Below are 26,109 nucleotides of genomic sequence, written 5' to 3'. Positions count from 1 at the left end.
GGGGCGGGGCGGGGTGTCTGCCCCGCCCCAGGCCTGACGTGGCCGGGGAGCCGACGGGACGTCAGGCGGGCGCGGCGATGTGTCAGGCGAATGCGACGAGGGTCAGGGGGGAGCGACGAGGTGTCAGGCGGACTTACGGACACGGGTCGCCCACGGTCCGATCAACGCGTACGGGCCCTGCTCCAGGAGCACGATGTCCTTGGACAGCGCCGTCGCGCTCCGGGCCCACCAGAGCGGCAGGTAAGGCAGATCGGGGCCCGCCTCCTGCACCGCCTTCATCAGCAGCCTGCCGCGCTCCGCCGGGTCCGTGGACTTCTTGGCGCTGTCGAGCGCGGAGTTCACGGCGGCGTTGTCGTAGTGGGCGATGTTCGTGGCGGTGGCGGCCGCGTTGAGATACGGGTCGGCGAGCTCCGCCGGATCACCCGTGACGGGGAAATACCACAGGAACTGGAGCGGCTGCTTGCCGGAACCCAGCTCCGAGACCCACTGTTCGAGGGTGATCTCCTTGACGTCCAGCGTGATGCCGATCTTCTTCAGCGACGCGGCGAGTGCCAGTGCCGCCTTGCCGAGCTGCGGTCCGCTGCCGGGGTAGTGCAGCTCCACCTCGAAGCCGTCCTTGGCCGAGGACCTGGCCAGTTCCTCCCGGGCAGCTTCCAGGTCGAAGTCCGGGACGGGTATAGCTCCGTAGCCGGAGCGGACGTCGCCCGCCGGCATCAGGTCGCCCCACATGTCGGGGGACGGCAGGGCGTCGGCGACCTCGGCCTTGCCGTGCAGGAGGCCCTTGACCATGCCCGCGCGGTCGGCCGCGTGGGCGAAGGCGCGGCGGACGTGGATGTCGTCGAAGGGCGCCTTGGTGGTGTCGAAGGCCAGGGAGACGACCGAACGGTCGCCGGTGTACGTGACGCGCGCGGCCGACTCCCAGCTGCGGGCCTCGTCGGACGCCAGGCCGAGGGCGCCGTCCACGGCCTCGGACTTCATCGCCACGAGCCGCGTGCCCGCGTCCGGCACGAAGGACAGCTTGATCTTCTGGACGGCGGGCTTCTCGCCCCACCACGCGTCGTTGCGCTCGAGCAGCACGTGGTCGTCGGCGGCGAACTCGGTGATCCTGTAGGGACCGGTGCCCAGCAGCAGCGTCTGCGCCGTACCGACCTTCCCCTTGTTGCGGGTGAGGAAGGCGCGGCTGCTGACGAGGAGACCGCCCGCCGTGGTGGTCCAGGCGAACATCGCGTCCGGAGCCGAGAGACGGATGGTCACCTCGAGGTCGCCCGTGGCCTTGACCGAACTGACCCCCGCGTAGGCGTACGAGAGCGCGGAGCCGTTGTCAGGGTCGCGGATGGCCTCGATCGAGGCGACCACGTCGTCCGCGGTGAAGGGGGTTCCGTCCGAGAAGACGACACCCCGGCGCAGGGTGTACACGTAGGTCCGGGCGTCGGGCTGCTTCCAGGAGGCGGCGAGACCCGGCCCGAGCTCACCCGAAGGGCTGACCGACAGCAGGGATTCCTGAGCCAGTGCCGCGACGAGGTAGTTCAGCACGCCGGACTCGCGCCCCACGTCGAGGCTGGACAGGGACGACGGAAGTGCCAGCGTGAGCAGGTCGATCGCCGCGCCGGCGCCCTGCGCACCGCTGCCGGAGCCGGTCCCCGCAGCGTCGTCACCGCTGCCGGCGGGCTGCGGCGCACAGGCGGCCAGGACACCCGAAGCGGCCAGCAGGCCCATGCCCGCTCCAGCGATCCGCAGCACGTTCCGTCGGCTGAGGCTGCCGCCCGGCTCCGAGTTCATCAGGACCAACCCATCTCAAGATGTCCATTGATACTGCCCAATTGGGCACGGCCAGTATACGAATCACTTTGAGGGCGTCAACGTGCGGCTTATGGATGCCCCGAATGACGAACTTCGGGCGATTTGCTGGCGGGCGGAGCGCGGTGGCAGCCGTCAGGCTCCGGGGCGTACGCGGTGAAGCGCCAGCACGGCCTGGTCGTCCTGCGGCCGGCCACCGCTGTGCCGCCGGACGTCCTCGATCAGGGTGTCCAGGATCTGCCCCGGCGCCAGGCGGTCACGGGAGCGCGCCGTCCTGCCGAGCGCGATCGGCAGGCGGGCGACGGGGTCGTAGAAGACTCCGTCCGGGTCCCGGGACTCCGTGACGCCGTCCGTGTAGCAGAGCAGGGTGGCGCCGGGCGGAAAGCGGTAGCTGTCGACGGGCGCGGACCAGGCGCCCAGTCCGCCCATTCCCAGCGGGGGCGCCTCCTCGGAGGGCTCCAGGAGTGTGGCGCGGCCCTTCGCGTCGAGGAGCACCGGCGGCGGATGCCCCCGGTTGACGAGACGCACGACGTCCAGGTCCTCGGACAGCTCCGCGATGAGCGCGGTGGTGAACCCCTCCTCCTGTTCCTGCCCGCCGCGCCGCGCGCCCTCCCGCATCAGGGCCCGCTCCAGCCGGTCGACCAGCTGCGGAAGGTCCTCCGCCTCGTCCGCGGCATAGCGGAAGGCTCCCAGATCGGCGCTGACGGCTCTGACCGCTCCGAGCCCTTTCCCTCGCACGTCCCCGACCATGACGCGGATACCGAAGGGCGTGCTCTGCACCACGTACAGGTCACCGCCGATCGCGGCCTCGCTCTCGGCGGGCACGTATCGCGCGTCGATGCGCAGGTCCCCCAGACGCGACGGCGGGTCGGGCAGCACCGCCTGCTGGGCGACCGCTGCGACGTGCTGGGCACGCCGGGTGCGGGCGTCCTGTCTGCGCAGTGTGCGGTGGATCAGGAGGGCGAGCACGGTGAGAGCCGCGAGGGCGAGCTGGTTGGCCGCTCCCGCGTGCCAGCCGAAGGTACCGTCGATCCAGGCGAGAAACGCGTGTACGACCATCGAGGCGAGGCCCACCCCGATGATCCCGCGGACGCCGTGGAGCGGTGCCGCGGCGACGGGCGCCGCCATGAGGAGCGGTGCCGACGTCACTCCGTGCGGCGTGACCAGGTCGATCACCACGGCCATGACGATGAGACCTACGGGGATCCACTGGACTCTGAGCAGCTGCGGCACTCCCCCACGCTGCCTTCCGGCACGCTCCCGCGCATCCCGAGCGGCCGGACGGCCGACGGGGGCGAGACCGGCTCCCACACCGGTCGCTGTCTCGAACCCGACACCGGCCCCCACACCGGTCGCGACCCTGAACCCGACACTGGCCCCTCTCGTCGCGGCCCGGAACCCGGCCGAGCCCTCCGCACCGGTCGCGACCCTGAACCCGACACTGGCCCCTCTCGTCGCGGCCCGGAACCCGGCCGAGCCCTCCGCACCCCCGCGCCCGTCGCGGCCCGGAACCGGTCCCGCACCGGACGCGGCCCCGAACTACGACCACCCGCCCACAAAACGGGCTCCCGGTCGTCGCCGCGCGCACTTCGGACGTCGGGCTTACAATCACCCGCCCGCCCGGCCCCCGCTGGTCCGCCGCCCGTGCCGTCCCACCGCACGGGAGCCTCGCCGCAGGCCTTCGCCGTCAGTTCCCCGCGCCGCTGGTGACGCCTCGTCACCGCGCCCGGATGCCCCTCGCGTGCCGGGGGCCGTGACCGCGTCTGCGGTGGTCAGCGCCCCACCCCGGACATAGACTTGAGAGGGCTTTCGGCGCCTGCGGCGGTCTCGCCGCTGCCGATGGATGACGCGAACGGGCGCACGAAACACCGCATGCGGGATGACCCTCGGCTCGACGCCGCGGAGCAGCTCATGGACGTCACATCCGAACGCATGAGTCCGTCCCCTGTCCAAGTCCACGTCCGTGGGTCCGTGGGGAGGGGCATCCCCCGCCCTGGGTCTGCGCGTGCCCGCGCTGCGGGAGCGGCGAGGAATCCTCCTGTTCGAGGACCACCTGGGGCAGGCCGCCGGTGTCGACGACACACCGATCGTGGGCATCGGCGCGAGAGAATCCGGGCTCGGAATCCGGGCGGCGTGCAGTTCCACTGTCCCGGGCGCGGTCCAGGACCTCGGCCTCGCCGGCGACCCTCCGACCGACGAGGGCCCCGGCGACGGCAGATCGATGGCCGCCCCCTGCCCCCGCGCCCTTCCTCGGAGGGGCTGCGAAACAGCCGGTCGTCTCCCCGTGGAACTGATCGTGCCTGCCCTGCGGCTGCCGGGCTCGGTCCGCCGGACGGGACCGCCCCGCCGGACCGTCGAAGAGAGGCCGAGATCATGCACCAGTCCGTACGCGACCAATGGATCAGGTTCAACGACCCGCTCGAAGGCCGAGTCGATTTCATGTACCTCGACCAGAAAGGATGGGTGAGCACGGGGATCGGCAACAAGATCGACCAGACGGCCGCGCCCAACTCCGCCCCGAGTGCGGCGGAGCGGGCCGCCTCGCTCGCCCTGGCCGGCGAGCTGCTGTGGCTGGACGCCGGCGGTAATCCTGTGTCGGCGGACCTCGTCGCCGCCGAGTGGGACAACGTCAAGGGGCGCCTCGATCTTGCCCCCCAGGGACACAACGCGTTCCGGCCCCCGTTCACGTCGCTGCACGTGGACGACGCGGAGATCGACCGGCATGTGTTCGCCAAACTGGACCAGATGGAGTCCGTCCTCACCGCCCGTCCCGAGTTCGCCGACTTCGGCACGTGGCCCGCCAACGCGCAGCTGGCGACTCTGAGCATGTGCTGGGCGCTGGGACCCGCGTTCAAGTTCCCCAAGCTCCAGCAGCACGTGTCGGTGCGCAGTTGGAGCGGCGCGGCGGAGGAATGCCACTTCACCCCGGACGAGGGAACGATCAGGATCCGGAACAAGCTCGACCGAGCGCACTTCCTCCTGGCCCAGACCGTGGAGAACCAGGGGCTGCCCACCGAGAGTCTGGCACTCGACCTGTCTGACGTGTTCGGCGTGCAGGGTGCGCTGCTCGCCCTCGGCTACGACCCCGGCCGCCAGGACGGCGGGGACGGCCCCCGCACCCAGGGCGCCGTGCGTCAGTTCCAGGCCGACCACGGACTCGAACAGAACGGGGCTTTCAGTGACCCGGCCACGGTGGGCGCTCTCGGCGCCCGGCTCGCGGAGGCGGGTTTCACGGTGGTGGGTGTCTGACCGGTTCCGGCACACGGCTTCGGGTGGCAGCGTCGCTGCCACCCGAAGCCGTGTGCCGGAAACCGTGTGCCGGAACCGGTCGGACCGGCTCCGCCAGGACCTGTCAGGAGTGCGCCGGGACACCGGACAGACGCCCGCGCGTCCCTCGTCGCAGGTCCGTCATCTCCAGGCCCTTGGGGTCCACCTTGCCGGGCTGCCATTCACGGTGGCCGATCACGCTCCGCTCGCTCCAGCCGTGCGCTCGGCAGAGGGCGGCGGCCACCTTCTCGATGGCCTGCACCTGCTCCTTCGGCCACGGGTCTCGTCCGTCGCCCAGGTTCACGCACTCGAAGCCGTAGAAGCGGGCGTTGCCGTCCGTGTCCGCGGTTCTGTCCGGCGGCAGAGCGGTCTCTGCGATCACCGCGCGCAGGACGTCCTGGTCGCCCTTGCCCGCATGGTTGGTTCGGCCGTAGCCGACCAGGAAGACCGTGCCGTCCTTCGCGATGACTCCGTGGCACAGGGGGCCGGGCAGAGCGGAGTGGCCCTTGCAGCACAGGTCCACGCTGCCGGTCGTGCCTGAGGTCACCGTGTGGTGGATCATCACGCCGTGCACGGGGCCCCAGGGGCCCTTGTGGTTGCGGTTGTGCGTACGCCACGACCGGTGCTCGACCACGGTGAGCCCTTCGGAGCGCAGCGCGGCGAGGAAGCGGTCGGCTGAGAGTGGGGTGGCCATGACTCTCCTCGGGAATTGCCGGGCCCGCCCCGGGTGCGAGGCCGGCCTCTGCCCCTGCCACTCTTCGCCGATGAGCGTGACCGCCGCGTGACGGCCGCGTGACGCGCTTCCCGTGTGCTGCCAGGGGGGCGGTCCCGCGTCGCTCCTTCACGCCGCGCCCTCGTCCGGGGCGGCGACGGCCCTCGCGGGCCGGGCGCACTCCGACACCAGCCGGTACAGGTGTTCCGGCGGATCCAGGCCCAACTCGTCGCGCAGGCGGCGGGCGTAGCGGGTGAACGCGTTCAGGGCCTCGGAGAGGTTCCCGTCGGACAGATGGGCCAGCACCAGGGAGGTCTGGCCGCTCTCGCGCAGGGGCTCGGCGTGCACCGCGGCCTGCGCGGCGGCGATGGCCTCGGCATGCCGTCCTGCCGTACGCAGCCGCCCTGCCAGGGTCTCCAGGGCGTGCAGGCGCAACTGCCGCCACTCCTCGGCCTCCGACAGGGCCCAGTCCTCGTACCAGCCGGGCAGCAGCTCGGCCGAGAGAACGCGGACGATCTCCAGCGGCGCGCCGGGAACCCCGTCCGCCCCGGTGGGATCGGCGGTGGGGTCGACGAGGCGTTGCGCCGTCCGGCGCACGTGATGCAGATCGACGGTCGTGCCCGGCGCGAGACGCACCTCGGCGGAGGTGACGTCCAGCGCCTGCCGGCCTCTGTGGCTGAGGCGGGCCAGTGCCGCGCGCAGATCCGCGTGCGCGCACCGCTCGGAAGCCTCGGGCCACAGGGTGCCGGCGACGAGGGGTCTGGGCACCGCGGCCCGGCAGCGCAGGGCGACGAACGCGAGCACCCTCTCCGACCCGGCGGGTACGGTCACCGGGTCCTCGCCCACCCACAGCCCGAAACCGCCGAGGACTCCGATCCGCACGCGAGGCCGCTCAGGGCCGGCACGTCGCTCGGAGCCCATGAGGGGCGGCTCGGGACCCATGTCCGTCCCTCCGGCGTCACCAGCCGGGCTTCGCGACCTGGCCGTAGGCCCACCGGGAGCCCTTGGACATCTCGAAGTGCAGGTGCGGGCCCGTGGAGTTACCGGTGCTGCCGACCTTGCCGATGCGCTGCCCGGCCTTCACCGTCTGGCCTCGCTTCACCTGCCGTGCCGAGAGGTGGCAGTAGGTGTACACATGGCCGTTGTCCGCGTGCAGACCGATCCACTGGCCGTACGCGCCGCCGTCGCCGTTCGACCACTCGACGGTTCCGTTGCGCACGGCCACGACCGGTGAACCGGGGGCCGCCGCGAAGTCCTGGCCCGTGTGCCTGCCGATTCCGTCGGGCTTCCAGGCGTACGGACCCGGCCGGAAGAATTCGAACGACACCTTGTGCCCCGGCACGGGTGTGGCCACCCGCCCACCGTGCGAGGAGGCCCCCTTGGGCTTTGCCGCGGCTTTGCCGCAGTCCACCTGGAAGTGCTCCTGCTTGCCGAGGTCGGTGAGCGAGCGGCAACCGGGCACACCATCGGCGTCGTCGCCCTTGAGTCCCTGCTTGAGCTGGTACGTGCGGTAGGCCTTCTTGGTCTGCTCGCCGAAGTGGCCGGTGGCACCGTCCGGAATGTCGAAGCCCCGCTTGATCAGAGCGCGCTGGACGGTGCGGACCTGTTCGCTGGTCTTTCCGAATCGGATTTCCGACAGATCGATCTTGGTCATGGTGGCCATGATGGGCTCCTGACAGCCGCAGGGGTGCCGACCCGTCGCCGCAGCTCCCGAGCATGTCGGCCGTCGTCACGGCGGGCCGGACAGGAGAGAGAGGTGGCAGCGCCGGAAACGTCTCAACGAATTCTCTGACACTGCCTCATATTGTCCACCGTCCCCGCTCACGCAGGCACTTACGGGGTGCCGCGCCGGACGAAGCCGGTTCCATTCCGACTATAAACCTGCCCACGGCGACCGGCCACTATAACCGTCGACCGCATTCCACGCACCGTACGCCCTGCGGTCGTTCACTCCGCACGTGAGCTGTAGAACCGACAACAATACTCACCCTCGGCGATCGATGAATCCCCAACTTCTCCGGGACAGGGCTTCAATTGACGGCAGAGCAAGGACAGAAGCTCCTTCACGACGGGTTCCCGCCCGTTCATTCCCATCCGGTCGCGACGGCACTCTCGGCGTCATACGCTGAAAAGTGTCGGCCGGTCCGGCGAGAACCGGGAACGGGCCGAGGACGAAACCACCGCATCGCGAAGTGGAAGAGCGCGCTCGGAGGCACGTCATGGCAGCGTTCGACATCGAAGTGTCCAGCCCCGTCTCCGCGGGCTTCACCTCAGGACTCGGCGGCCCCCATATCGGAACGCATGCGCCGCCCGCGAAGTGGTACATCGAATACGGGATGGACCTGGGGGCGCAGGACGGGTCCATGGTCCGAGCCGCCTTCGACGGCCACGTCACCGTCTTCCACCCTCATGTCCCGACGGAGGACACCCCCAAGATCTACGGCGCCCAGGTCTTCATGCGCGCGCCCAACGACATGATGGGCGGCTTCTACACGCACATGAAGGATGTGCCGGACGGACTCGGTGTCGGTTCTCCCGTCGGCCGCGGCGACGAGCTGGGGTCCGTACTCCGGTTCCCCGGCACCACACCCCACCTCCACATGGCGATCGTCGAGATCCTCGGCGGCGCGCCCGCTCCGGACGACCGCTACCGCGGCGTGGACAACATGTACGACTTCTTCCTGGAGACGGCGACGTCCGACGCCGCCACCGGCGTCCAGTTCCTCCAGGACGGCTCGCCCCCGGTCGTCGGGGACGGCGGCGGTGGAGGTGGCTCCGTGGCCGTACACCTCGGCACCGTCCGGGGCATCCAGCAGGGGCTGGTCCTGCTCGGCTACTCCCCCGGGGTGGTCGACGGCATCGACGGACCGAACACCCAGGCCGCAGTGCTCGCGTTCCAGGCAGACCACGGACTGCCCCGGACCGGACAGTGCACCGATGTGTCGCTGGCGACGCTGGCGGCCCTGCTCATCGCCGGCGGCCATCAGGTGGACGGGGTATGACCCCCGCACCGCCGCTCCGGGCCACGGGCCCGCGACGACCGGCAGACCGCTGAGGAGGAGTTCTCATGGCCACCTGGACCGTCGGCGCGGCCAGGAGACGAGCGGCCCGTGCTCCGGCGTCGGCCGAGGACGACGCCACTCCGGACTCGGGCCCTCCGGGAGCGGTACCGACGGCCGCCTACGCCGGAGCGGAGGAGCCACCGGCCTGGGTGCAATTCCTCAGCCCGCGCGACGACATGGGCCCGTGGGAGCAGAAGGAGGGGCTGAGGGCCCGGATCACGGAGCTCGAAGCCATCATCGACGCCTTGAGCACACGGGCGTCCGTCGATTCCGACCGGCGCAGAGTGGTACGGAACTACGCGTCCAACGCTCGCAGAGAGCTCGCGGAGGCCGAGCGCTCCCTTCTCGTCACGCAGCCCGGCAAGAGGCGCGCGGCTCACCTGGGCGTCGCACAGGCACACATGGACGCGGCGCTGAACCTCATGGTCTGGATGGCGTCCGCCGAGGACGTCAAGGCCATGCTCCCGCAGATCGTGGCCCTGGTCGAGGAACACCTCCCGGCCGGCGACCCACGGCGGGTACGGGTCATCGACATCGCGCGCGGGATGCAGCACAACGCCGACCGAAAGCTCCGCCCCAGCGAACGGGCCTTCCTGGCCGAGACGGTCAGCCTCGCCCGCAAGCTTCTGTGGAACGAGCGGCTGCGCGTACGGAGCTTCGTACGCATCGTGGGGACGGTCACCATCGGCCTGACGATCGCCGCGGTGGCCGTCGCCGTGATCACCGTCATCTGGGAGGCGTTGGTCCCGCTCTGCTTCACCCCCGAGGTCAACGGCGGTTTCAACGTCGTGTGCCCGACACGCAGCCGATTCGTCATCCCGTTCCCGCCGGACTCGCCCGTCACCAGCCAGATGACCGCCCAGGTCGCACAGGCCGGGGACTATCTCGTCATCGAGATCATCGGCGTCCTGTCCGCCGCCGTCGCGTCGGCTGCGGCGCTGCGCCGCATCAGGGGCACCTCCCTGCCCTACAACGTCCCCGTGGTCCTGGCGCTGCTGAAGCTGCCGCTGGGCGCCCTGACAGCCGTGCTCGGCCTGTTGCTGATGCGCGGCGGATTCGTGCCGGGCCTCAGCGCCCTCGATTCCACTGCCCAGATCATCGCCTGGGCCATCGTCTTCGGTTACTCGCAGCAGTTGTTCACCAAGTACGTCGACCATCAGGGACAGGCTCTGCTCGATTCCGTCCGTGGGCCGGGTACCAGGAGCAGTTCGTCCCCCGACGCGGGGTGAGGGCGAGGTCAGGGATGCCACGACGCAGACACACCATTTCGCCGTTCTTCCCACCAGGGGTACGCCGGCACCCCGCCGGTAGCCCCCTGATCCGGCTTCCCGTCCACGGCGGGCGGGGAGCACCACGGCGCAAGGCGCGGCCGTGACCCGGAACTGGAGGTCCGATGTCAGCCATCGACGAGAAGTGGGTACAGACCCAGTGGCTCGGACAGCCGGTCGACACCGGCGTCGGCAGCGCGGAGGGAGCGAACCCCGACGGGCGCGGCCGGTCCCGGGACTACGAGCACGGGTCGATCTACTGGTCGCCACAGACCGGCGCCCACGAGATCCACGGGGACATCCGTCTGCACTACGCCCAGCTAGGAGGTTCGAGCCACTTCCTCGGCTACCCCCTCACGGACGAGTCGGGCTGCCCCGACGGTGTGGGCCGTTTCAACCAGTTCGAGGGCGGGTCGATCTACTGGACCCCGCAGACCGGCGCCCACGAGGTTCACGGCCCGATCCGTCAGACGTGGGCGGGCCTGGGCTGGGAGAACAGCTTCCTCCACTACCCGGTCTCCGACGAGATGGGCCCCCAGGAGCGGCGCAACAACCGTTTCCAGGGCGCCCGCATCGTGCGCAACGCGGACGGCAGCGGGGCCGTGGCCCACGAGTCCGTCCCCTTCGACTGAGACGCCTCGTGCGTCGGCCGGCCCTCTGGTCCCTACCGTGCCAGGAGACAGTCATGTTCCACATCGGCACCCAGCTCCTCCTCCTGCGGTTGTGGAGGGAGGTGCTGCCGGCACGGCACGGTGGGGGCCCTGGGGGCGGTGGAGGGGGGAGAGGCTTCGGCCGCGGCGGGGAGGGCCGCGGGGATCGAGGGCGTGACGGCCGCGGGGATCGCGGTGGGGAGGGCGGGCGTCCCGGACACCGCGACGACGGGGGTGGATTCCGGCGGGGCGACGGCGGGGACCGTGGTGGAGACGGCCGGCGCGGACCTCACCGGCCCGAGCACGATGGCGGCCCGCACGGCCCCGGCGAAGGCCCTCACGGCCCCGGGCACGACGGCGACCCGAACCACCCCGCTCCAGGGGACGGCACGCCCGTCACTGGTCCGTTCCGCGTGCTCAGGCCGCAGGACATGCTGGTCCTGGAGATCGGTCTGGTGAATCTCCGTCAGGACGGGGACCGGCTCGTGCGTCAGGCTCCGGGCCCCGCCCAGATCCTGGTCACCCTGCCGCCTCAGCACGTCGCCGAGGCAGCACTCCCCCTTCCGCCCACGCCGCCTTCACGCGTCGCGAGCTTCTCCGCGCGGCCGTCCACGCTTGCTTTCTCCCTGCCCGACGACATGGACGGTGTCGGCCTCTCGCTCGCGGCTCTCCTCGACTGGACCCGGCTGGTCCCCCAGTCGGTTCCGGTCGTCGGGGCCCCCGATCCCGGCACCTCTGCCGTCTACGGCGGTGTCCACAGGACCACGATCGAGTTCCCCCTACGGCTCCTGCTCACCCACGACGACGCCATCTCCCGCTGGGAGCACCTGGCCGATCCTTTCGCCGCCGACGGCCGCTCCGAGCTCTGGCACACGAGCCTGCTCGGCCCCGAAGCGGGTGAGGCGCCCCTCCTGCGTGCCGTGGCGACGACGGGCGTCCTGCCGCCCGGGCTGCCCCTGCTCCAGGATCATCTCGAGGGCATCGTCATCCAGACCAGCAGGCACGAGGTCTTCGACAAGAACGGGTTTCCCATCGAGATCCTCAGCGATCCGCTGCACGCCGAGCAGTTCAGGCTCACGTCACTGGGCGCCTCCGCGCATCTGCACGGCAGCTGGTCCCTCGACAAAGATGCGCTGAACCAGTTCGTCGAGGCGGGCCGGCCGGCCCCTCTGGCCTCGTACGACCACATCACCGGTCTCGGCAGGGACCAGTTCGTCCGGACGGCTGATCGCTATTTCTGCCACACCGGCCATCAGGCCCTGTTCATCATCGAAACCCGACGGGTCTTCACAGCCGCTGGGGACGGCACCATCGTGGCCGGCCTTCACTCGGAGCGGCACGCGGAGTTCCCGCAGCCGGACATCAGCTACGGGGCGACCACCGGTTACGTGCACCAGGGGCGGGAGATGCCCCTGACCTCGCTGCACATCGACGAGCGCGCCACTCCGAAGCTCAAGAACGCCGACCCGCCGTCAGGGCCCTTCTTCGCCGTGCTCGAGGACACCGGGGCCGACTATCTGCTGCCGGTCACCGGAACCGATCAGGAAGGCCGGAAGGTCAGCTTCCGTATGCCCCTCCTCCTCGTCCCGTCGGCAAGCGGAGCCAACGGTTCGGTCACGGCCTCCTTCCCGCACGCCACGCCCGCTCCGGCGGCGCTCGGTCCCGGTGACGCGCGCGCGATCGCCCGGCTGGACGGACAGGAGATGGCGATCGCGGAACCCCTGCCGGGCGCGCCCGGCAGCACCTGCCACCCCGTGGACACGCTGCGCTTCGACGTGCAGCCCAGAGCGCAAGGCGGCGATCACCCGCTGGACGCGGTGCTGTTCGTGGCCGGAGCCGAGGTCCGCGAACCCGCGGTCGAGGCCTTCGCGCCCGGCGGCGGCCGCGTGCAGGTGCGGATGAACGCCGGCTATCTGGAGCGCGGGTTCACCGACAACCCCTCCGGGGCCTACCTGACCATGAACACGCCGGTGCAGCTGCTGCTCAAGGCGGAACAGGCCGGCGGGCTCGCCAGTCCCAACTCGGCGGTCTCCGAGATCACCGGCCGTGCCGGGGTGCTGGCCGAGACCTTCTCGAAGGTCCCGGTCGCACCCGATGTCCCCCTCCCCATCGACGAGGTCACGAAGGCATTCAAGATCGGGAAGCTCCTGGGCATCGTCGAGCTGTCGGACATCCTGGGCACGATCCCGCAGTCGGCCGTCACCGATCTCGCGCAGCTCTCCGACAGCAGGATCGAGGAGATCATCAGGAGCGGGGATCCCAGGACCCTCCTGCCCGTCCCCGTCCTGCGCGTCACCGAACTCGCCGAGGGCGCGGGCAAGGAACTGCGCTACGTGTGGAAGCCGTCCATCAAGAGCTCCGGCATCGTCGGTCTCGATGACGCCTCGCTCGTCCTGGACTCGCGTACGACCGTGTCCACCGACGGCCTGGACAAGTCCAGCGTCAGCGGTGAACTGACCAACCTCAAACTGAGGTTCGCAGGCCTGGCCGAGGTGAGGATCGCCCGCCTCTCCTTCACCTCCGCGCCCGGTGGCAAACCCGACATCGACGCTTCCGGCCTGGAGCTGGTGTTCGAGGGTGCACTGTCGTTCATCAACAATCTGCGGAGCCTCCTGCCCGCCGACGGTTTCGGCAAGGGCGCGTACATCGACATCGACCCGTCCGGCATCAGGGCGGGCTACTCGCTGGCGGTACCCAGCATCGCCGTCGGTGTGTTCAGTCTGCAGAACCTCTCCCTCACCGCCGGGCTGACGATCCCCTTCGAGGCGTCGTCCATCCGCTTCAGGTTCGGGATCTGCAGCCGGGAGGACCCGTTCCTCGTGAGCGTCTCCCTGTTCGGCGGTGGCGGGTTCTTCGCCATGGAGGTCTCCTCCGAGGGCATCGAGCTCGTGGAAGGAGCCCTGGAGTTCGGAGGGACGGCTTCGCTCAATCTGGGTGTCGCCAGCGGCGGTGTCTCGATCATGGCCGGCGTCTACTTCAAGCTCGAGAAGAACGACCAGGGCGCCCAGGACATCACTCTGAGCGGCTATCTGCGCTGCAACGGCTATCTGTCGGTGCTCGGCATCGTCAGCGTGACCGTCGAGTTCTACCTGGAGCTCAGCTACCAGAAGTCCGGGGGCGAATCGGTGATACGCGGCCGGGGCACCCTCTCCGTCAGCGTACGGATCGCCTTCTTCAGCAAGACGGTCTCGCTCACCCTGGAGCGCAGCTTCGCCGGCGCGCCGGGTGACCCCACCTTCGCCCAGTGCGTGGAGCCGGACGACTGGGACACGTACTGCCTGGCCTACGCGGCCTGAGCCCGCCCTCCACCGACGCCCCGCAGCGGGCCCGGCCACAAAGGAGTCCTCCAGCCATGGCCCTCGAACAGCGGATCCACTGGACCGTCCTCCCGGGTGGTTTCTCGGCCGACGGGACGAAACTGCTCGTCTCGGTCTTCGTGTCGCCGCAGCTGTCCACCGGCGAGCCCCAGGCGCCCGGTACCCGAGCCATGCTCGGCCCTTTCCCCGACTTCCTGCGGTGGCCCGATCAAATCGCATCGGCCACGTTCGCATTCGCCACCACCGACGGTGTCACCAAGCCGCAGGACTTCCCGATCGGGCCGCTCGAACCGACCGGCGCGCCTCCCGACACGGTCCTGTGGCAGCGTCTCTTCCGCGCGGAGACGGTTCTGGACTCCTTCACGTTCGACCGGCACCAGGACCGTGAGGTCACCACCTGCCCCTCCCGGGCCATGACGGCGAGCGCCCGGCACATCTACGCCATGGCGGCCACCCGCTTCCCCGAAGGTCCACCGCGACGCAGCGAGCTGGACACGATGAGCGCGGAGGGCGGGATGCGGGGTCTGGCCCCGTCGTCCGCCGAAGGTATGAACACCTTCGAGCAACTGCAGGGCTTCCACCACCCGCCCCCGGCCCAGTCCACGCTCGCACGTTCCGAGGAGAACACCGATCCTCCGCTGGAACCCCCTGTGCCCGACTTCCACACCATGCTCAGCTCGCTGGGCGACCACCCGGCGTTGTTGCGCCGTCTGGGGCTGGTCCTGGACTTCGCGCTCCCCGCCGACGGTGTCCCCGACTCGGCGGGCGGTCTCTTCCTCGTCGTCGAGCCCACCTGGGAGCCGCTGCTGCGTGGCCCCGACGCGGGCCCGCCACTCAGCCATGACGTGACCCCGCACACGAGTTACGTCCTCGACCGGGCCAAGCATGCCTTCGTCGCCGGCGCCCGTGACGCGCAGCCGGCCGATCCGCTCGCTCCCCCGGCCCAGGGCCTGGTGCCGCTGCCCGCTGAGGAGTTCTCGATCGAGCAGGCCGATGCCGACGGCGCCCTTCTGCAACTGGACGCCACCGAACCGGAGTCCGTGGGACTTCCGGTCGTCCGCACAGGCGGTCTCACCCTGGCACGCAAGGACCGCATGGCTCATATCACCGAGGACTTCCAGGCCGCCGCCGAGCAGAAGCAGAAGGCCGACGAGCTCGTGGCGGACGCCGGCGCCACCGGTCAGGTGAAGCTGTTCGCCGAGGACCTCGTCCGCGGGCACCGGCTGGACGTCTGGGACGAGAGCCGCGCCCAGTGGTTCTCCCTGCACCAGCGCGACGTGGCGTACTGCCCGCCAGGACTGCCGCAGGCCCCGCTGTTCGCCGCCTCCGACGAAGGGTTCTTCCAGGTCGGCCTGGCCACCAGGCCGGAGACCGCACAGCGGCTCTACCTGCACGACAACGTCATCACCTGGGACGGCTGGTCACTGGCCGCACCGCGGCCGGGCAAGGTGGTGAGCGCAGCGGAACGGGCCCCGGACCCCGGGGACGAAACCACCCAGCCCCAGCGCATCGGCAATCCGGCCGCCCCCGGAATCCCGCTGGAGATCACGTCCGTCGCGCGGCCGGGGACGCTGCCGAAACTCCGGTTCGGCCGGTCTTACCGGGTCCGTGTACGCACCGTCGACCTCGCGGGCAATGGGCTCACCCCCGCGCAGGCCGACGCACTGATGCAGGCGGAACCCGGGAGGACCGATCTGGCACTCCCCGCCGACGGCCCGCAGCCGTTCCGCCGCTTCGAGACGGTCCCCTCCCCCGTGCTGGTGCCGCGTCTCCCGCTCGTCGACGGCGCCCGCGCCCAGCGGCTGGTCGTCCGCAGCGACCGCGAAGTGACGACCGAGCAGTACGCCGCCGCCTTCAACGCGTCGCCTTCGGTCACCGGCGGCGCCCACGCGCCGTACACACCCCACGACGAGCGCCATGTCGTGGCTCCGAAGGCCTCGCTGGAATGCGTCGAACGCCACGGGCTGCTGGACACCGCCATCGGTTCGGCCGACCCGGCCGTGCGGACCGCCGTGTACCGACTCGCGCTGCACGAGAGCGGATCGCTCGACGATGCCACGCTGCCGGGAGCGCAGGTGCAGGAGGGGGTCGACGCCGCCGACGGCGGAAAGTCACCGCCGCTGGTCCTGCACACGGGCGAGCAGGTGCCGATGCCCTACCTCCCCGATCCGCTGTCCACGGGCGCCGTGTTCTTCGGCCTCCCCGGTCTGCCACCGGGTCAGCCCTTCCCGGTGGAGTGGAACGGCGCCGCCTGGCACAGTCCGGTGTCCTTCCGGATCCGCGTCACGGAGGGCGACGGCCCGCCGCAGTTCGACCAGCAGGCGCGTGTCCTCACCGTGCAACTGCCCAAGGCCGCCGTCCACACCGTCCGGGTCTCCTCGCGGATCACCGTGGAGGACAGCGTGCTGGGCGTGGCCGACTGGTGCCGCGAGTCGACGGCGACCGACGACGCCCAGGTCGGTGAGCTGATGACATCGGCGCACGAGAGCCGCCACTGGCTCTTCACCCCCGGGCAGGAGTTCACCCTCGTCCACGCGGTGGCGCACCCGTTGAAGGATCCGCTGCTGCAGCTCGGTACAGCACCGGTCCGCCTCCCGTCGGCCACGACCGAGCACCTGCTGGGTGCCGTCACGGTGCACACCGGGAGCACCGAACGCGTCGACGTGTTCGCCGAGTGGACCGATGTCACGGACGAGGGGCCGGAGGGCCGGACCGAGCGGCCGGGCAGCGCGCACGTGCTCTCCCTTCCGCTCTCCCTCGCCGATACCGTGGACGCGGACGGCCGGCCTCTCAGGGTTCCTCCCTCCTGCACGGTGACCGACGGGGTGCTCACGTTCAGTACGGAGCTGGCCGAGACGCTGGCGAAGAATGCCCAGCCTCCGGCGGCTCCGCCCTACAGCCGGCAGGAGTTCGGCGACACCAAGCACCGCCAGGTGCTCTACCGGCCGGTGGCCACCACCAGGTTCGCCGAGTACTTCTCCGGGCAGCAGCCCTCGGTACAGGATCCGCCGAAGGGCGAAGCGGTGCCCCACTCGGTCCCGAGCAGCGCTCCTCCGGCAGCCCCCGGGGTCCTGTACTGCATGCCCACCCTGGCCTTCGAGGAGCCGGACAGCCCTCCCGGCACCGTGGTGCGGCAAAGGCGCGGCGGAGGCATCCGGGTCTTCCTGGACCGCCCCTGGTTCTCCTCCGGCGACGGAGAGCTCCTGGGCGTCCTCATCGACGACGGATCCGGCCCGGGCGCCCCCGGCGAGGAGCCGGTCGTCACGCAGATCGGACGGGACCCGATCCACCTGTCGGCTTCCGTAGGGCCCGCGACGGCCGCGATGTTCACCGGCAAGGTCGCGTACGTGGACACGGTCCGCCGCCCGTCCCGCGGCACGGCCGACGGCGTGGCCGGGGCCTCCACGGTCACCGCGCTCGGCTTCACCCCGCAGTTCGACAAGGCCCGCCGGCGCTGGTTCTGCGACCTCGAACTCGACACCGGGGACAGCTACTTCCCCTTCGTGCGTCTGGCCCTCGTGCGCCTGCAGCCCGCATCGATCACCGGGGCGGAGATCTCCGGTGTGGTGCTCTCCGATCTCGTACGGACGCTGCCCGACCGTGAACTCACCGTCAGCGGTGACTCGCCCGTGAGCATCACGCTGACCGGGCCGTCCTACCGTCCGCAAGGTGCACCGCCCCCCAGGGTCAGGGCTCGTCTGGAACGCAGGCACCCCGCCATCGAGGACGAGGACCTCGGCTGGGTGACGGTCGAGGACAGTGCCGTGGAGCTCGTGTCCGTGGACGCCGAGACCTCCGACAGGGCGGTGTTCACCGGCGAGGTGACTCTGCCGCAGCGCTGCCACGGATGGCACGGGCGCCACCGGCGGTGGGGTACCGGCGGGCGGCCGTGGGGCCGCAGAGGCCACGCCGAGGGCGGCCGGGGACAGGGCCTGCGGCTCACGGTCGAGGAGACGGAGTCGATCAGCACGGACGGCTCGGCCGAGACGCAGGAGCGGGTGGTCTACTGCGACTTCGTGGACCTCGGCGACATCGACCTGGACGGCTGAGGACGGCAGGTTCCACAGCCCCGGCTCCCCCGCGCCTCCCCCGCAAGGAGGACCCGTACGGCGAGCCCGCGCGGGCCCTGGAAGCGGGCTGTACGCGGGCGGACACGGCGGGGGGCCCACAAACCGGCGGCGCCGACGGGACTGCCCGGCCCCCGGGCGCCGTCCGTCCCGATGACTACACAGGGCTCCATCCGTGGCCCTCAGGTATGACCCACGACGAGATCGGAGAGGGATTCGCCTCACCCCCGCTCGCTCCTAACGTCCTGATCAAGACGGTGGGACAACCGCCGCACGGCAGCGATGCCGAGGACAGGCGAGACAGTGAGCAGGTGGCACGGGTGACTCAGCAGGACCGTCCGACGGTCAAGGCGTTCGCTCCGGAGTATCAGGGGGCCCTCGGATCCCTGTCGGTCAATTCCTCCCTCACCGAGGTGCTGGCCAAGGGCGTCGAGGAGCTGAAGGCGGCCGAACGTGCCGGGCAACGACGGGAGATGGCCCGCTGCGGGCTCGCGGTCGCGGAGGCCTGCCGGCGACTGGGCCGGATCGAGGAGGCCGATGCCGCGTGGAAGGCGAGCTACCGCGCGGCCCGTTCGGCGCAGGACAAGGGGGCGATGGCCTGGGCGCTGTGGAGCGGAGGCACACTGGCCCGCCAGCGCGGTTCGCTGGCCCTGGCCTACCGGCTTCTCCGGCTCGCGGCCGAACTGGGCGAACGGGGCGGCGATGTGGTCGTACGCGGTTACTCACTGGCCGGTCTCGCGGAGACCGGCCGCATCCAGGGCGACTACCAGGCCGTCGGGGAACTGCACGAGCAGCTGCTCGCCGAGGCGCGCCGGCGCGGGGAGGCCAGGCACACGGTGTGGGCGCTGGAGGGCATCGCGCAGATGCACCGCAACACCGGTTCGTACGACAAGGCGCTGGCCCTCTTCGAGGAGGCGGCGGAGACGGCGGGCCGGGCCGACGACCGGCGAGGGCGGGCCTGGGCGCTGCGCGGCATCGCCGACGTGGTCTCCGTACGCGACGGTGACGTGGACCGCGCCCTCGCGCTGCTCGGCGAGGCCGAATCCTTGTGCCGCGAGATGAAGTTGTCCAGCGCGCTGGCCTACAACCACAAGATGCGGGGCAACGTGCGCTACCGGGCCGGGCAGTATCCGCAGGCCCGTGCCGACTACGCGCTGGCGCTCGCGGAGTTCGAGGAGATGAACGAGCCACGCGGGACGGCACTCTCCCGGCTGGGACTCACCAAGGCGCTGGCCCGGCTCGGTCGCAATCCCGCGGAGACGGTCGTGGAACTGGCCGGGCTCCGCGAGACCCTGGACCGGATCGGCCTGCGGCACGCGCGGGACATGGTGGACAGGGCCGCAGCGGAGCTGGGGGTGGGCCCTCTGCCGGGGACCGGCCCTCGGGCCGAGGAGGCGATGACGCGATGACCACCTCCGCTACCGTGCCTGCCGGGCCCGCACACACCATGCGCCCGGAGCTCGCGGGCACCGCTGCCCGCACCCTCGTCCGCTGCCGCGATCTGGTGCGCCCCTCCCTGTCCGCCGCTCTGGAACGGCTCCATGAGTGGCCGGGCGAGATGGCCGCGTACTCGCTCGGCTGGTGCGAGGTCGGCGGCACTCCCACCGAGGGGGCCGTCGAGGGCAAAGGCGTGCGCCAGGCCCTCGCCGTCCTGTCCGCCGAGGCGGTCGGAGCGTCCGGGGAGAGCGCCCTCGCCGGTGCGGTGGCCGTCGAACTCGTCCACACCTTCTCGCTGCTGCACGACGACATCATGGACGGCGACGGGATGCGCCGGCAGCGTGAGACCGTGTGGAAGGCGTACGGCACGGGTCCGGCCGTACTCGCGGGCGACGCGCTGCTCGCCCTGGCGGTGCAGGTCCTCGCCGAGACGCCCGGTCCGCACGCTGCCGCGGCGGTCGGCCGGTTGTCCGGGACGCTGACCGGTCTCGTACGCGGTCAGGCCGAGGACCTGCTCTTCGCGTCCCGTCCCTGGACCGGGCCGGACGCCGTCCGGCCCGGTGAGTACCGCGCGATGGCCGAACTCAAGACCGGCACCCTGCTGGGGTGTGCCGCGGCGCTCGGCGGCCTCCTGGGCGGCGCACCGCCGCGCACCGTGGCCGCTCTGGACCGGGCGGGGCGGCACCTCGGGGTGGCTTTCCAGGCCGTCGACGACCTGCTCGGGATCTGGGGCGACCCGGCGGTGACGGGTAAGCCCGTGCACAGCGATCTGCGGCAGCGGAAGAAGACCTGTCCCGTCCTCGCCGCCCTCGCCGGGGGCGGGCGCCATGCCAGGGAACTCGCCGCCCTTCTGGACGCGCCGCTCCCCCTCGACGATGCCGGCGCGGTGCGCGCGACGGCACTCGTCGAGGCGTGCGGCGGGCGTACCGCCACTCTGGAGGAAGCCCGCCGCCACCTCGACGCCGCCCATGGCTGCCTGCGGGGTGTGCCCCTCGCCCCACGCGCGGCGTACGAGATCGAGGGGCTGCTCGAGTTCCTGCTCCACCGCGAGGTCTGAGGAGGGGCCGGCTCCGTCACCCCGGGCCGGTCACGTCCGGATCAGCCGGTCGGTGAAGGCGTTCCCGAAGACGCCGTGCGGATCCAGCCGGTCGAGCACTCCTACGGCTTCCGCCCACTGCCCGGGGCCGTACGAGGCGGGCACCGTCGTTCCGATGACCTCCGGGTCCGCCCAGGCCGCCGTGTCCGTGTACGCCCAGCCCTTGGACCACTCGACACGGGTGAGGGCGTAGTCGCCGTCGAAGGTGGCGAGCAGGAAGCGCTCCAGGTCCCGGTAGAACGCGTGGGCTCCCGGGGTCGTCGGCTGGGTGAGGACGTCGATCCACACCGCGCAGTCGAAGTCCGGCCGGTCCGCGGGGGGCCGTACGACGGAGAGCAGCGGCGGCCGGGCTCCGGGGGCGGCGGACTCCTCGGGCCGGTCCAGCCCGCCCACACGGATCTCGACCTGGCCGTTGACGGGGAACTCCCCGCGGGCGGCCCGGGTCTTCAGCTGCTCGCTGTAGTAGGCCGCGAACTGCGAGATGACGCGTTGCACCTCGGCCCGCCGGGTGATGATCGCGTACCCGTTGGCCGTCTCCCGCAGGGTCGTGGGGCGGAGGTAGAACTGCAGGTTGTGCGCCGCCCCCCAGAGGTCCGTGGAGAAGGTCGCCGCCAGCCCGGTGGCCGCCACGGTGTACTGGGCCGCGCCGAAGGCCGGGGCGAGATACCAGGCCCCTTCCCCCAGGAGGCGTCCGGCCAGCCGGGCGACGGGGGTGGGCAGCGAGTCGCTGAACGGATAGTTGTACGGGTGGTGCACGGCCCTCGCGGTCGGCGGACGCTCCGGGCTGAGGCTCCACACCTTCAGCCATGGCTTGTCCGTGAAGGCGAACCAGATCGCTTCCACCCGCCCCGCGCTGTCGAGGAAGTCGGCGAAGGTGTTGCCCCGGGCGGCGAGGGCGCTGCCCGGAGCGGCGAACAGTTCGTCGCTGGTGAGGTCGACGCGGCTCCGGCAGCGGAGCGGTACCTCCTCGCCCGCCTGGAGCACCGCCTCCACGACGAGACCGCGGCCGACGTGTGTGGCCAGGGCCTCGCATTCCTTGTCGGAGCCCCGGTGGAAGGTGCGCACCACGTACGCGGACCGGGCGGCGTCCCAGACGACCGCGGTGAGCGAGAGGACGAGGTTGCTCAGGGTTCCGTAGGTGTGTCCCGGGCGCGGGGTCTCCCCCACGGCGGGCACGCTGGTGCCGTGGGCGTCGATGGCGAGCGTCCCGCCGAGCGTCAGCTCACCCGGCGCCGGGGTGTTGGTGACGCCCAGGCCGTGTTCGGCGAGGTAGGCCGTCAGGGTCTCCAGGGTCACTCCGGTCTGCGCCCGGACGGCACCGGGGGCGCCGGGCGGCGGCGTCACGAGTTCCATCCGGGTCAGGTGCTCGGTGGTGTCCATGAGCAGCACGCGCCGGTCCGACTCGTCCGGCCCGGTGATGGTGAGGGGCGACCAGTTGTGCGCCTTGCCTCGTGCGCGCAGCCGCCAGCCGTTGGCGTGCGCCCAGTTCGCGAGGTCGGCGAGGTCCTGGCCGGTGCGGGGGGCGCAGGCCCACAGCCCGGTGTGGGTGATCTCGCCGGCCCAGTTGACGTAGGGGGTGCGGTACGCCACCAGCCCGGCGGGCAGTTGGGGAGGCGGCGACGGGACGATCGAGGGCGTTGCCGCGGCGGAAGGCTGCCCACCGGCCGCCACCACCGCGCCGGGTACACCGAGTGCTCCGCCGACGACGGCCGCCGCTCGCAGCACCCCACGGCGGGAGGGGACGGCCGGTGACGTGGAGTCAGAAGAATCAGGCATGGGCACGAACGTAGGCGGCTCCCTCTGTGCCCCTGACGCATACACCGGAAGACCTGCACGATCCTCACCGTCGGGTGTAATGCACCGCGAAGTCTCCTCGCGGCGAAGATCTTCCCCCGCGCCGTCGGCGGCCTCCGCGGGACGGGCGTCGAGCGAACCGCCGCCTGCCGTCGGCCCGTTCCCGTAGGCCGAGGTGGACGGCAGACCCTTACCTACGCCCTGGAGGTCACCGTGCCTCCTCCTGGCCGGCGGGGGAGGTACGTGGGCCGGGCAGCACGTCGGGGGAGGGTGCGGCGGCGAGACCGTACTGGGCGGCCTGGGCGGTGAACATGGCCTGGTAGAGGCCGTCTCGACGGGCCATCAGCTGCTTGTGATCGCCTTCTTCGGCGACCCGCCCCTGATCGAGTACGTAGATGTGATCGGCCTTCGCGGTCGCGGCGAGCCGATGGGTGACCAGTACGACCGCGTGCCCCTCGTCCGCCAGGGACCACAGCGCTTCGAAAGCCGCGATCTCGGCGTGCGGGTCGAGCGCGGACGTCGGTTCGTCGACCAGCAGGAACGGCGCTCCGCGGTACAGGCTGCGAGCGGTCCCGAGCTTCTGCCACTGGCCGCCCGAGAGCTGGACGCCGCGCTCGTACCCCTTGAGGACGATCGAGTCCCAGCCGTGCGGCAGACCTTCGACGAGCGCGAGCACGTCCGCGGCCCGGGCGGCTTCCCTGACCTGGTCCATGTCTCGCGGGCGGTCCCCCGCGCCGATGGCGACGTTCGCGGCGGCGGTCATCTCCCAGCGTGGGAAGTCCTGTGCGAGCAGCCCCACCGAGGCGAAGACCTGAGCCCGGTCGGCCTCGCGGAGCTCGACCCGCTCGCCCGACTCGCCCTCCCACCAGACGTCTCCCTCGCCGGGCAGCAGCAGGCCGGCGAGGACTTTGGTCAACGTGGTCTTCCCGGAGCCGTTCGCCCCCACCAGGGCGGTCACCTTGCCCCGGGGGACCGAGACGCTCACCCCGCGCAGGGAAGGGGCCGAGGCCCCGGGGTAGGTGAACGACACGTCGTCCACCCGCACGGCGTGCACCGGCAAGGGCAGGGCGGTGCCCGTACGGGGAATCGCCTGTGCCGTGGCCACCTCGACGGCCTTCTCGGTGTCGGTCAGGAACAGCAGCTCCTCGTACAGCCTGTTGACCTGCTGCACCAGGGAGGTGAGGCGGGCGGTCGAGGTACGGATCGCGATCACCGCCGTCCCGCCCACGGCCAGCGGCAGCCCGCCGCTCGCCAGCAGCCACCACAGCACCCCGTAGCAGGCCAGCGACGCCATCCCGGCGAACCCTCCGGCGACCAGGTCGGTGGAGGCCTGCGCCCTGGCCAGCCGTCGCTGTTCCGCCTCTGTCTGCCGGGACATCTCCTCGTACCCGGCGAGCAGTTTGGTGCCGGCCGCGTGCACACGGATCTCGCCCGCGGCGTGCGGACGGGTGAGGCATCCCAGCAGCGAGGCGATGGCGCGCCTGTGGTCGATCCAGGTCAGGCGCGAGAGGTAGTCGCGACGAGCCGAGCGGACGGCGCCCCACCCCTTGGGGAGGGCGATCGCCAGAAGCATCGGCAGCAGGGTCCAGTGCAGCGCCGCCAGAACCGTCGCGGCTGCCACCATGCCGATGAGTACATTGCCTACGCCCACCGAGAGCCGCAGCATGTTGCGGGCGGAGTCCGTGCCGAACCTGCCCGCCTCCAGGATCCGCTGGACCTCGGGCCGCTCCGTCGCCTCCACCTCGACCTGGGTGACGGCCGCGTAGTACCGCGCGGACACCGCTCGCTCCACCTGCGGCTCCAGCCGGCCGGACATCGCGGTCGACCACGCCGTCAGCAGTGCCGACCCCACCGCCACGAAGGCCAGCACCAGCAGTGACGGCAGGGCGTCACGCAGCTTGTCCGCGGTCGGGCCGGTCGCGAACAGCCGTGCGAGGACGCTGTTGACGGCGACCAGGCCCCAGGCCGCCGTGATTCCCTGGCCGAGCTGGGCGGCCACGACACCGGCGAGCGCACGCCTGTCCGTCTCCCAGCCGGTACGCAGCACCATGCCCACCATGCGTGGCAGCGCCGCCGCCAACCGCCCGAACCCGAGCCGCGTCAGAGGGCTTTCATGGCGCACGAACGCCTGGTCGTAGCGGAGCCGCCCCCCGAAGAGCTCGCGCTCCGCGTTCGACATGCCGTCCGCCCGTGCGGATTTACGCGCATCCTTGTTCGCCTCGCGGTTCGATCCGGCCGCTATCAACGTGTCTCCTCCGGCGGTTGCGGTTGTGTCGTCGGGCTCAACGAGCCGACTCCACTGTCGAACACATGTCTTTCGGTCGGTCTGTGCACCCGTCCCGCGCGCGGATCCGCGAGGGTGCGGCGTACACGGATCCCCGTCCCGCACGGTTCGGCCAGGAACGTCGACTGGCCGAAACGCCGGTGCCCGGATCGGCACGTCACGTGTCCTGCCCTGTCCAGTTCCGCGACGGCCCGTATGCCACCGTCGTCGCGCCGGCCCGGAGCGGCTCCGACGGCGGACACAGGAAGGCCGGCCCACCACCCCCCCGGGGACCCGGGAGGAGGTGCACGACGTGTCCGCCGGGACTCCGCACGCAGAAGGTTCCAGGGCATGATCGGCAACGGATCATCTCTGGACCCTCCGGCGAAAGGGCAGCCGTGTCCGACCCAGCTCCGAGAGAGCTCATCTCCCTGGCCGATGACGAGGGGAACAGCGTCGCCGTCGGCATTGTGGGTCCTCTGCCCGTATGGGCGGGAGGGCTGCGGGCCGAGATCCTGGTCCGGACGCCGTTCGTCTCCGGCCGTACCGACCTGGTGCTGTCCGTCTCGAAGCTGAGGGCCTGGGCGGAGGCTCTCGACAGACTGGCCGCCGGCGAGGACGTCGCCTGGATGGAGTGGGACAGGGGGCCCACCGTCTCGATCCAGCTCACCGGGGAGCGCGACTGCCCGGAGGTGATCGTCGAAGACGATTCGTCCATGGTCACCGTGCGGGTTCCGCTCGTCCCGCCGGACGACTGGATCGTCGGGCATCGGCAACGCCTGGACCGAGTGGTGGATCACTGGGTCCCGTTGCTGTCCCGGTAGCGCGCCGGGCGGTCGTCGACCGCAGCAGGGCAGAGTGAGTTGCAGGTCGGAGCGGGGCGGGAGCCTCGGGAAGTTCAGGGGCGGGCGGGAGCGTCGGGAGTTCGGGGAACGAACGGCAGGGAAATCACGATCCGGCCATCGGCGGCTGAGTTCACGCCGTGGAAGTCTGGGGCAGTATCACGGGCGACCGCAGAGAGACGGATTCCGTGATGATCTCACCCCTGGAGACGACCGAGCAATGCACCGGGTACGGCCTCTCCCTCGGCATCGTGACGGCTGACGGGCTCGCCGGGCTGGAGCTCGCCCGGCGCATCCCGACCGGCATCGTGCACATCAACGACCAGACGGTGAACGACGAGGCGAACGCCCCGTTCGGCGGGGTCGGGGCGTCAGGCACCGGATCGCGCCACGGCGGCACGGAGGCGAACATCGAGGCCTTCACGGAGACCCGCTGGATCACTCTGCGACGCGAGCCCGCCGGCTGTCCGCTCTGACGGAGGCTGACAGGCCGGGCCACCGTACGAGGACTTCTCGCCGCCCGCGCACGGGCGGCGA

At 71.3% G+C, this 26,109-nt stretch carries 16 protein-coding genes and 2 pseudogenes; 10 read left to right on the top strand and 8 right to left on the bottom strand.

Annotated features, from left to right (window positions below):
- Window positions 1-123: 123 nt before the first annotated feature.
- On the bottom strand, window positions 124-1,779 hold the full coding sequence (locus ACFYQ6_RS22520; protein ID WP_388764524.1) for an ABC transporter substrate-binding protein: 1,656 nt from the start codon (window positions 1,777-1,779) through the stop codon (window positions 124-126).
- 153 nt (window positions 1,780-1,932) lie between these two features.
- Entirely contained in the window at window positions 1,933-2,982 is a 1,050-nt protein-coding gene (locus ACFYQ6_RS22515) for a PP2C family protein-serine/threonine phosphatase (protein WP_388764557.1), read from the bottom strand.
- Window positions 2,983-4,170: 1,188 nt separating this feature from the next.
- Here ACFYQ6_RS22515 and ACFYQ6_RS22510 point away from each other — a divergent pair.
- Window positions 4,171-5,046: a peptidoglycan-binding protein gene (locus ACFYQ6_RS22510; protein WP_388764522.1), complete on the top strand. Its 876-nt coding sequence runs from the start codon at window positions 4,171-4,173 to the stop codon at window positions 5,044-5,046.
- 115 nt (window positions 5,047-5,161) lie between these two features.
- Here the strand turns inward: ACFYQ6_RS22510 and ACFYQ6_RS22505 are convergent.
- From ACFYQ6_RS22505 to ACFYQ6_RS22495, 3 genes and pseudogenes are all read right to left on the bottom strand, one after another.
- A pseudogene (locus tag ACFYQ6_RS22505) lies at window positions 5,162-5,758 on the bottom strand (N-acetylmuramoyl-L-alanine amidase); the annotation flags it as partial.
- Between the two features lie 147 nt (window positions 5,759-5,905).
- Window positions 5,906-6,658, bottom strand: coding sequence for a BTAD domain-containing putative transcriptional regulator (locus tag ACFYQ6_RS22500; protein ID WP_388764520.1), 753 nt, complete (start codon window positions 6,656-6,658; stop codon window positions 5,906-5,908).
- Window positions 6,659-6,734: 76 nt separating this feature from the next.
- The gene (locus ACFYQ6_RS22495) at window positions 6,735-7,439 is read right to left on the bottom strand and encodes a peptidoglycan DD-metalloendopeptidase family protein (protein ID WP_361582571.1); all 705 of its coding nucleotides are present in this window, start codon (window positions 7,437-7,439) and stop codon (window positions 6,735-6,737) included.
- 556 nt (window positions 7,440-7,995) lie between these two features.
- Between ACFYQ6_RS22495 and ACFYQ6_RS22490 the strand changes: the two genes are divergently transcribed.
- The 3 genes from ACFYQ6_RS22490 to ACFYQ6_RS22480 all read left to right on the top strand — a co-directional run bounded on the left by ACFYQ6_RS22490 (window position 7,996) and on the right by ACFYQ6_RS22480 (window position 10,738).
- Window positions 7,996-8,778 (top strand): peptidoglycan-binding protein, encoded by a 783-nt coding sequence (locus tag ACFYQ6_RS22490; protein WP_361582574.1) that lies wholly within the window; start codon window positions 7,996-7,998, stop codon window positions 8,776-8,778.
- Window positions 8,779-8,843: 65 nt separating this feature from the next.
- Entirely contained in the window at window positions 8,844-10,067 is a 1,224-nt protein-coding gene (locus ACFYQ6_RS22485) for a hypothetical protein (RefSeq protein ID WP_388764518.1), read from the top strand.
- Window positions 10,068-10,231: 164 nt separating this feature from the next.
- Window positions 10,232-10,738, top strand: coding sequence for an LGFP repeat-containing protein (locus tag ACFYQ6_RS22480; RefSeq protein WP_388764516.1), 507 nt, complete (start codon window positions 10,232-10,234; stop codon window positions 10,736-10,738).
- A gap of 32 nt (window positions 10,739-10,770) precedes the next feature.
- Here ACFYQ6_RS22480 and ACFYQ6_RS22475 read toward each other — a convergent pair whose 3' ends face one another.
- Window positions 10,771-11,109: a hypothetical protein gene (locus ACFYQ6_RS22475; protein WP_388764514.1), complete on the bottom strand. Its 339-nt coding sequence runs from the start codon at window positions 11,107-11,109 to the stop codon at window positions 10,771-10,773.
- 60 nt (window positions 11,110-11,169) lie between these two features.
- On the opposite strand from ACFYQ6_RS22475, the gene ACFYQ6_RS22470 reads away from it, so the two are divergent.
- The 4 genes from ACFYQ6_RS22470 to ACFYQ6_RS22455 all read left to right on the top strand — a co-directional run bounded on the left by ACFYQ6_RS22470 (window position 11,170) and on the right by ACFYQ6_RS22455 (window position 20,634).
- On the top strand, window positions 11,170-14,052 hold the full coding sequence (locus tag ACFYQ6_RS22470) for a hypothetical protein (RefSeq protein WP_388764512.1): 2,883 nt from the start codon (window positions 11,170-11,172) through the stop codon (window positions 14,050-14,052).
- A 56-nt stretch (window positions 14,053-14,108) separates the two neighbouring features.
- Window positions 14,109-18,122, top strand: coding sequence for a hypothetical protein (locus ACFYQ6_RS22465; RefSeq protein WP_388764510.1), 4,014 nt, complete (start codon window positions 14,109-14,111; stop codon window positions 18,120-18,122).
- 329 nt (window positions 18,123-18,451) lie between these two features.
- A complete protein-coding gene (locus ACFYQ6_RS22460; protein WP_388764508.1) occupies window positions 18,452-19,549 on the top strand; it encodes a tetratricopeptide repeat protein in 1,098 nt (365 codons plus the stop codon).
- Entirely contained in the window at window positions 19,546-20,634 is a 1,089-nt protein-coding gene (locus tag ACFYQ6_RS22455) for a polyprenyl synthetase family protein (protein WP_388764506.1), read from the top strand. The genes ACFYQ6_RS22460 and ACFYQ6_RS22455 overlap by 4 nt, the downstream gene beginning before the upstream one ends.
- Window positions 20,635-20,664: 30 nt before the next feature.
- Here ACFYQ6_RS22455 and ACFYQ6_RS22450 read toward each other — a convergent pair whose 3' ends face one another.
- Together ACFYQ6_RS22450 and ACFYQ6_RS22445 are read right to left on the bottom strand one after the other, a co-directional pair.
- Window positions 20,665-22,449, bottom strand: coding sequence for a cholesterol oxidase substrate-binding domain-containing protein (locus ACFYQ6_RS22450; protein ID WP_388764504.1), 1,785 nt, complete (start codon window positions 22,447-22,449; stop codon window positions 20,665-20,667).
- 226 nt (window positions 22,450-22,675) lie between these two features.
- Window positions 22,676-24,646, bottom strand: coding sequence for an ABC transporter ATP-binding protein (locus ACFYQ6_RS22445; protein ID WP_388764555.1), 1,971 nt, complete (start codon window positions 24,644-24,646; stop codon window positions 22,676-22,678).
- 482 nt (window positions 24,647-25,128) lie between these two features.
- Between ACFYQ6_RS22445 and ACFYQ6_RS22440 the strand changes: the two genes are divergently transcribed.
- Window positions 25,129-25,554 carry a DUF5959 family protein gene (locus ACFYQ6_RS22440; RefSeq protein ID WP_361582598.1) on the top strand — a complete coding sequence of 142 codons (426 nt, stop codon included), beginning with the start codon at window positions 25,129-25,131 and terminating at the stop codon, window positions 25,552-25,554.
- Window positions 25,555-25,802: 248 nt separating this feature from the next.
- A pseudogene (locus ACFYQ6_RS22435) lies at window positions 25,803-26,048 on the top strand (aldehyde dehydrogenase family protein); the annotation flags it as partial.
- Window positions 26,049-26,109: the final 61 nt, after the last annotated feature.

The sequence above is a fragment of the Streptomyces sp. NPDC005494 genome (assembly GCF_042872025.1).
Taxonomy (GTDB): domain Bacteria; phylum Actinomycetota; class Actinomycetes; order Streptomycetales; family Streptomycetaceae; genus Streptomyces.
Note: the sequence above shows the minus strand (reverse complement) of the source record. Positions and strands in the feature narration are given on the sequence as shown.

Coding starts and splice junctions, on each gene's coding strand:
- ACFYQ6_RS22515 (WP_388764557.1), bottom strand. CDS start 2,982: ATGGCCGTGGTGATCGACCTGGTCACGCCGCACGGAGTGACGTCGGCA.
- ACFYQ6_RS22450 (WP_388764504.1), bottom strand. CDS start 22,449: ATGCCTGATTCTTCTGACTCCACGTCACCGGCCGTCCCCTCCCGCCGT.
- ACFYQ6_RS22480 (WP_388764516.1), top strand. CDS start 10,232: ATGTCAGCCATCGACGAGAAGTGGGTACAGACCCAGTGGCTCGGACAG.
- ACFYQ6_RS22485 (WP_388764518.1), top strand. CDS start 8,844: ATGGCCACCTGGACCGTCGGCGCGGCCAGGAGACGAGCGGCCCGTGCT.
- ACFYQ6_RS22465 (WP_388764510.1), top strand. CDS start 14,109: ATGGCCCTCGAACAGCGGATCCACTGGACCGTCCTCCCGGGTGGTTTC.
- ACFYQ6_RS22445 (WP_388764555.1), bottom strand. CDS start 24,646: ATGTCGAACGCGGAGCGCGAGCTCTTCGGGGGGCGGCTCCGCTACGAC.
- ACFYQ6_RS22490 (WP_361582574.1), top strand. CDS start 7,996: ATGGCAGCGTTCGACATCGAAGTGTCCAGCCCCGTCTCCGCGGGCTTC.
- ACFYQ6_RS22520 (WP_388764524.1), bottom strand. CDS start 1,779: ATGAACTCGGAGCCGGGCGGCAGCCTCAGCCGACGGAACGTGCTGCGG.
- ACFYQ6_RS22510 (WP_388764522.1), top strand. CDS start 4,171: ATGCACCAGTCCGTACGCGACCAATGGATCAGGTTCAACGACCCGCTC.
- ACFYQ6_RS22455 (WP_388764506.1), top strand. CDS start 19,546: ATGACCACCTCCGCTACCGTGCCTGCCGGGCCCGCACACACCATGCGC.
- ACFYQ6_RS22495 (WP_361582571.1), bottom strand. CDS start 7,439: ATGGCCACCATGACCAAGATCGATCTGTCGGAAATCCGATTCGGAAAG.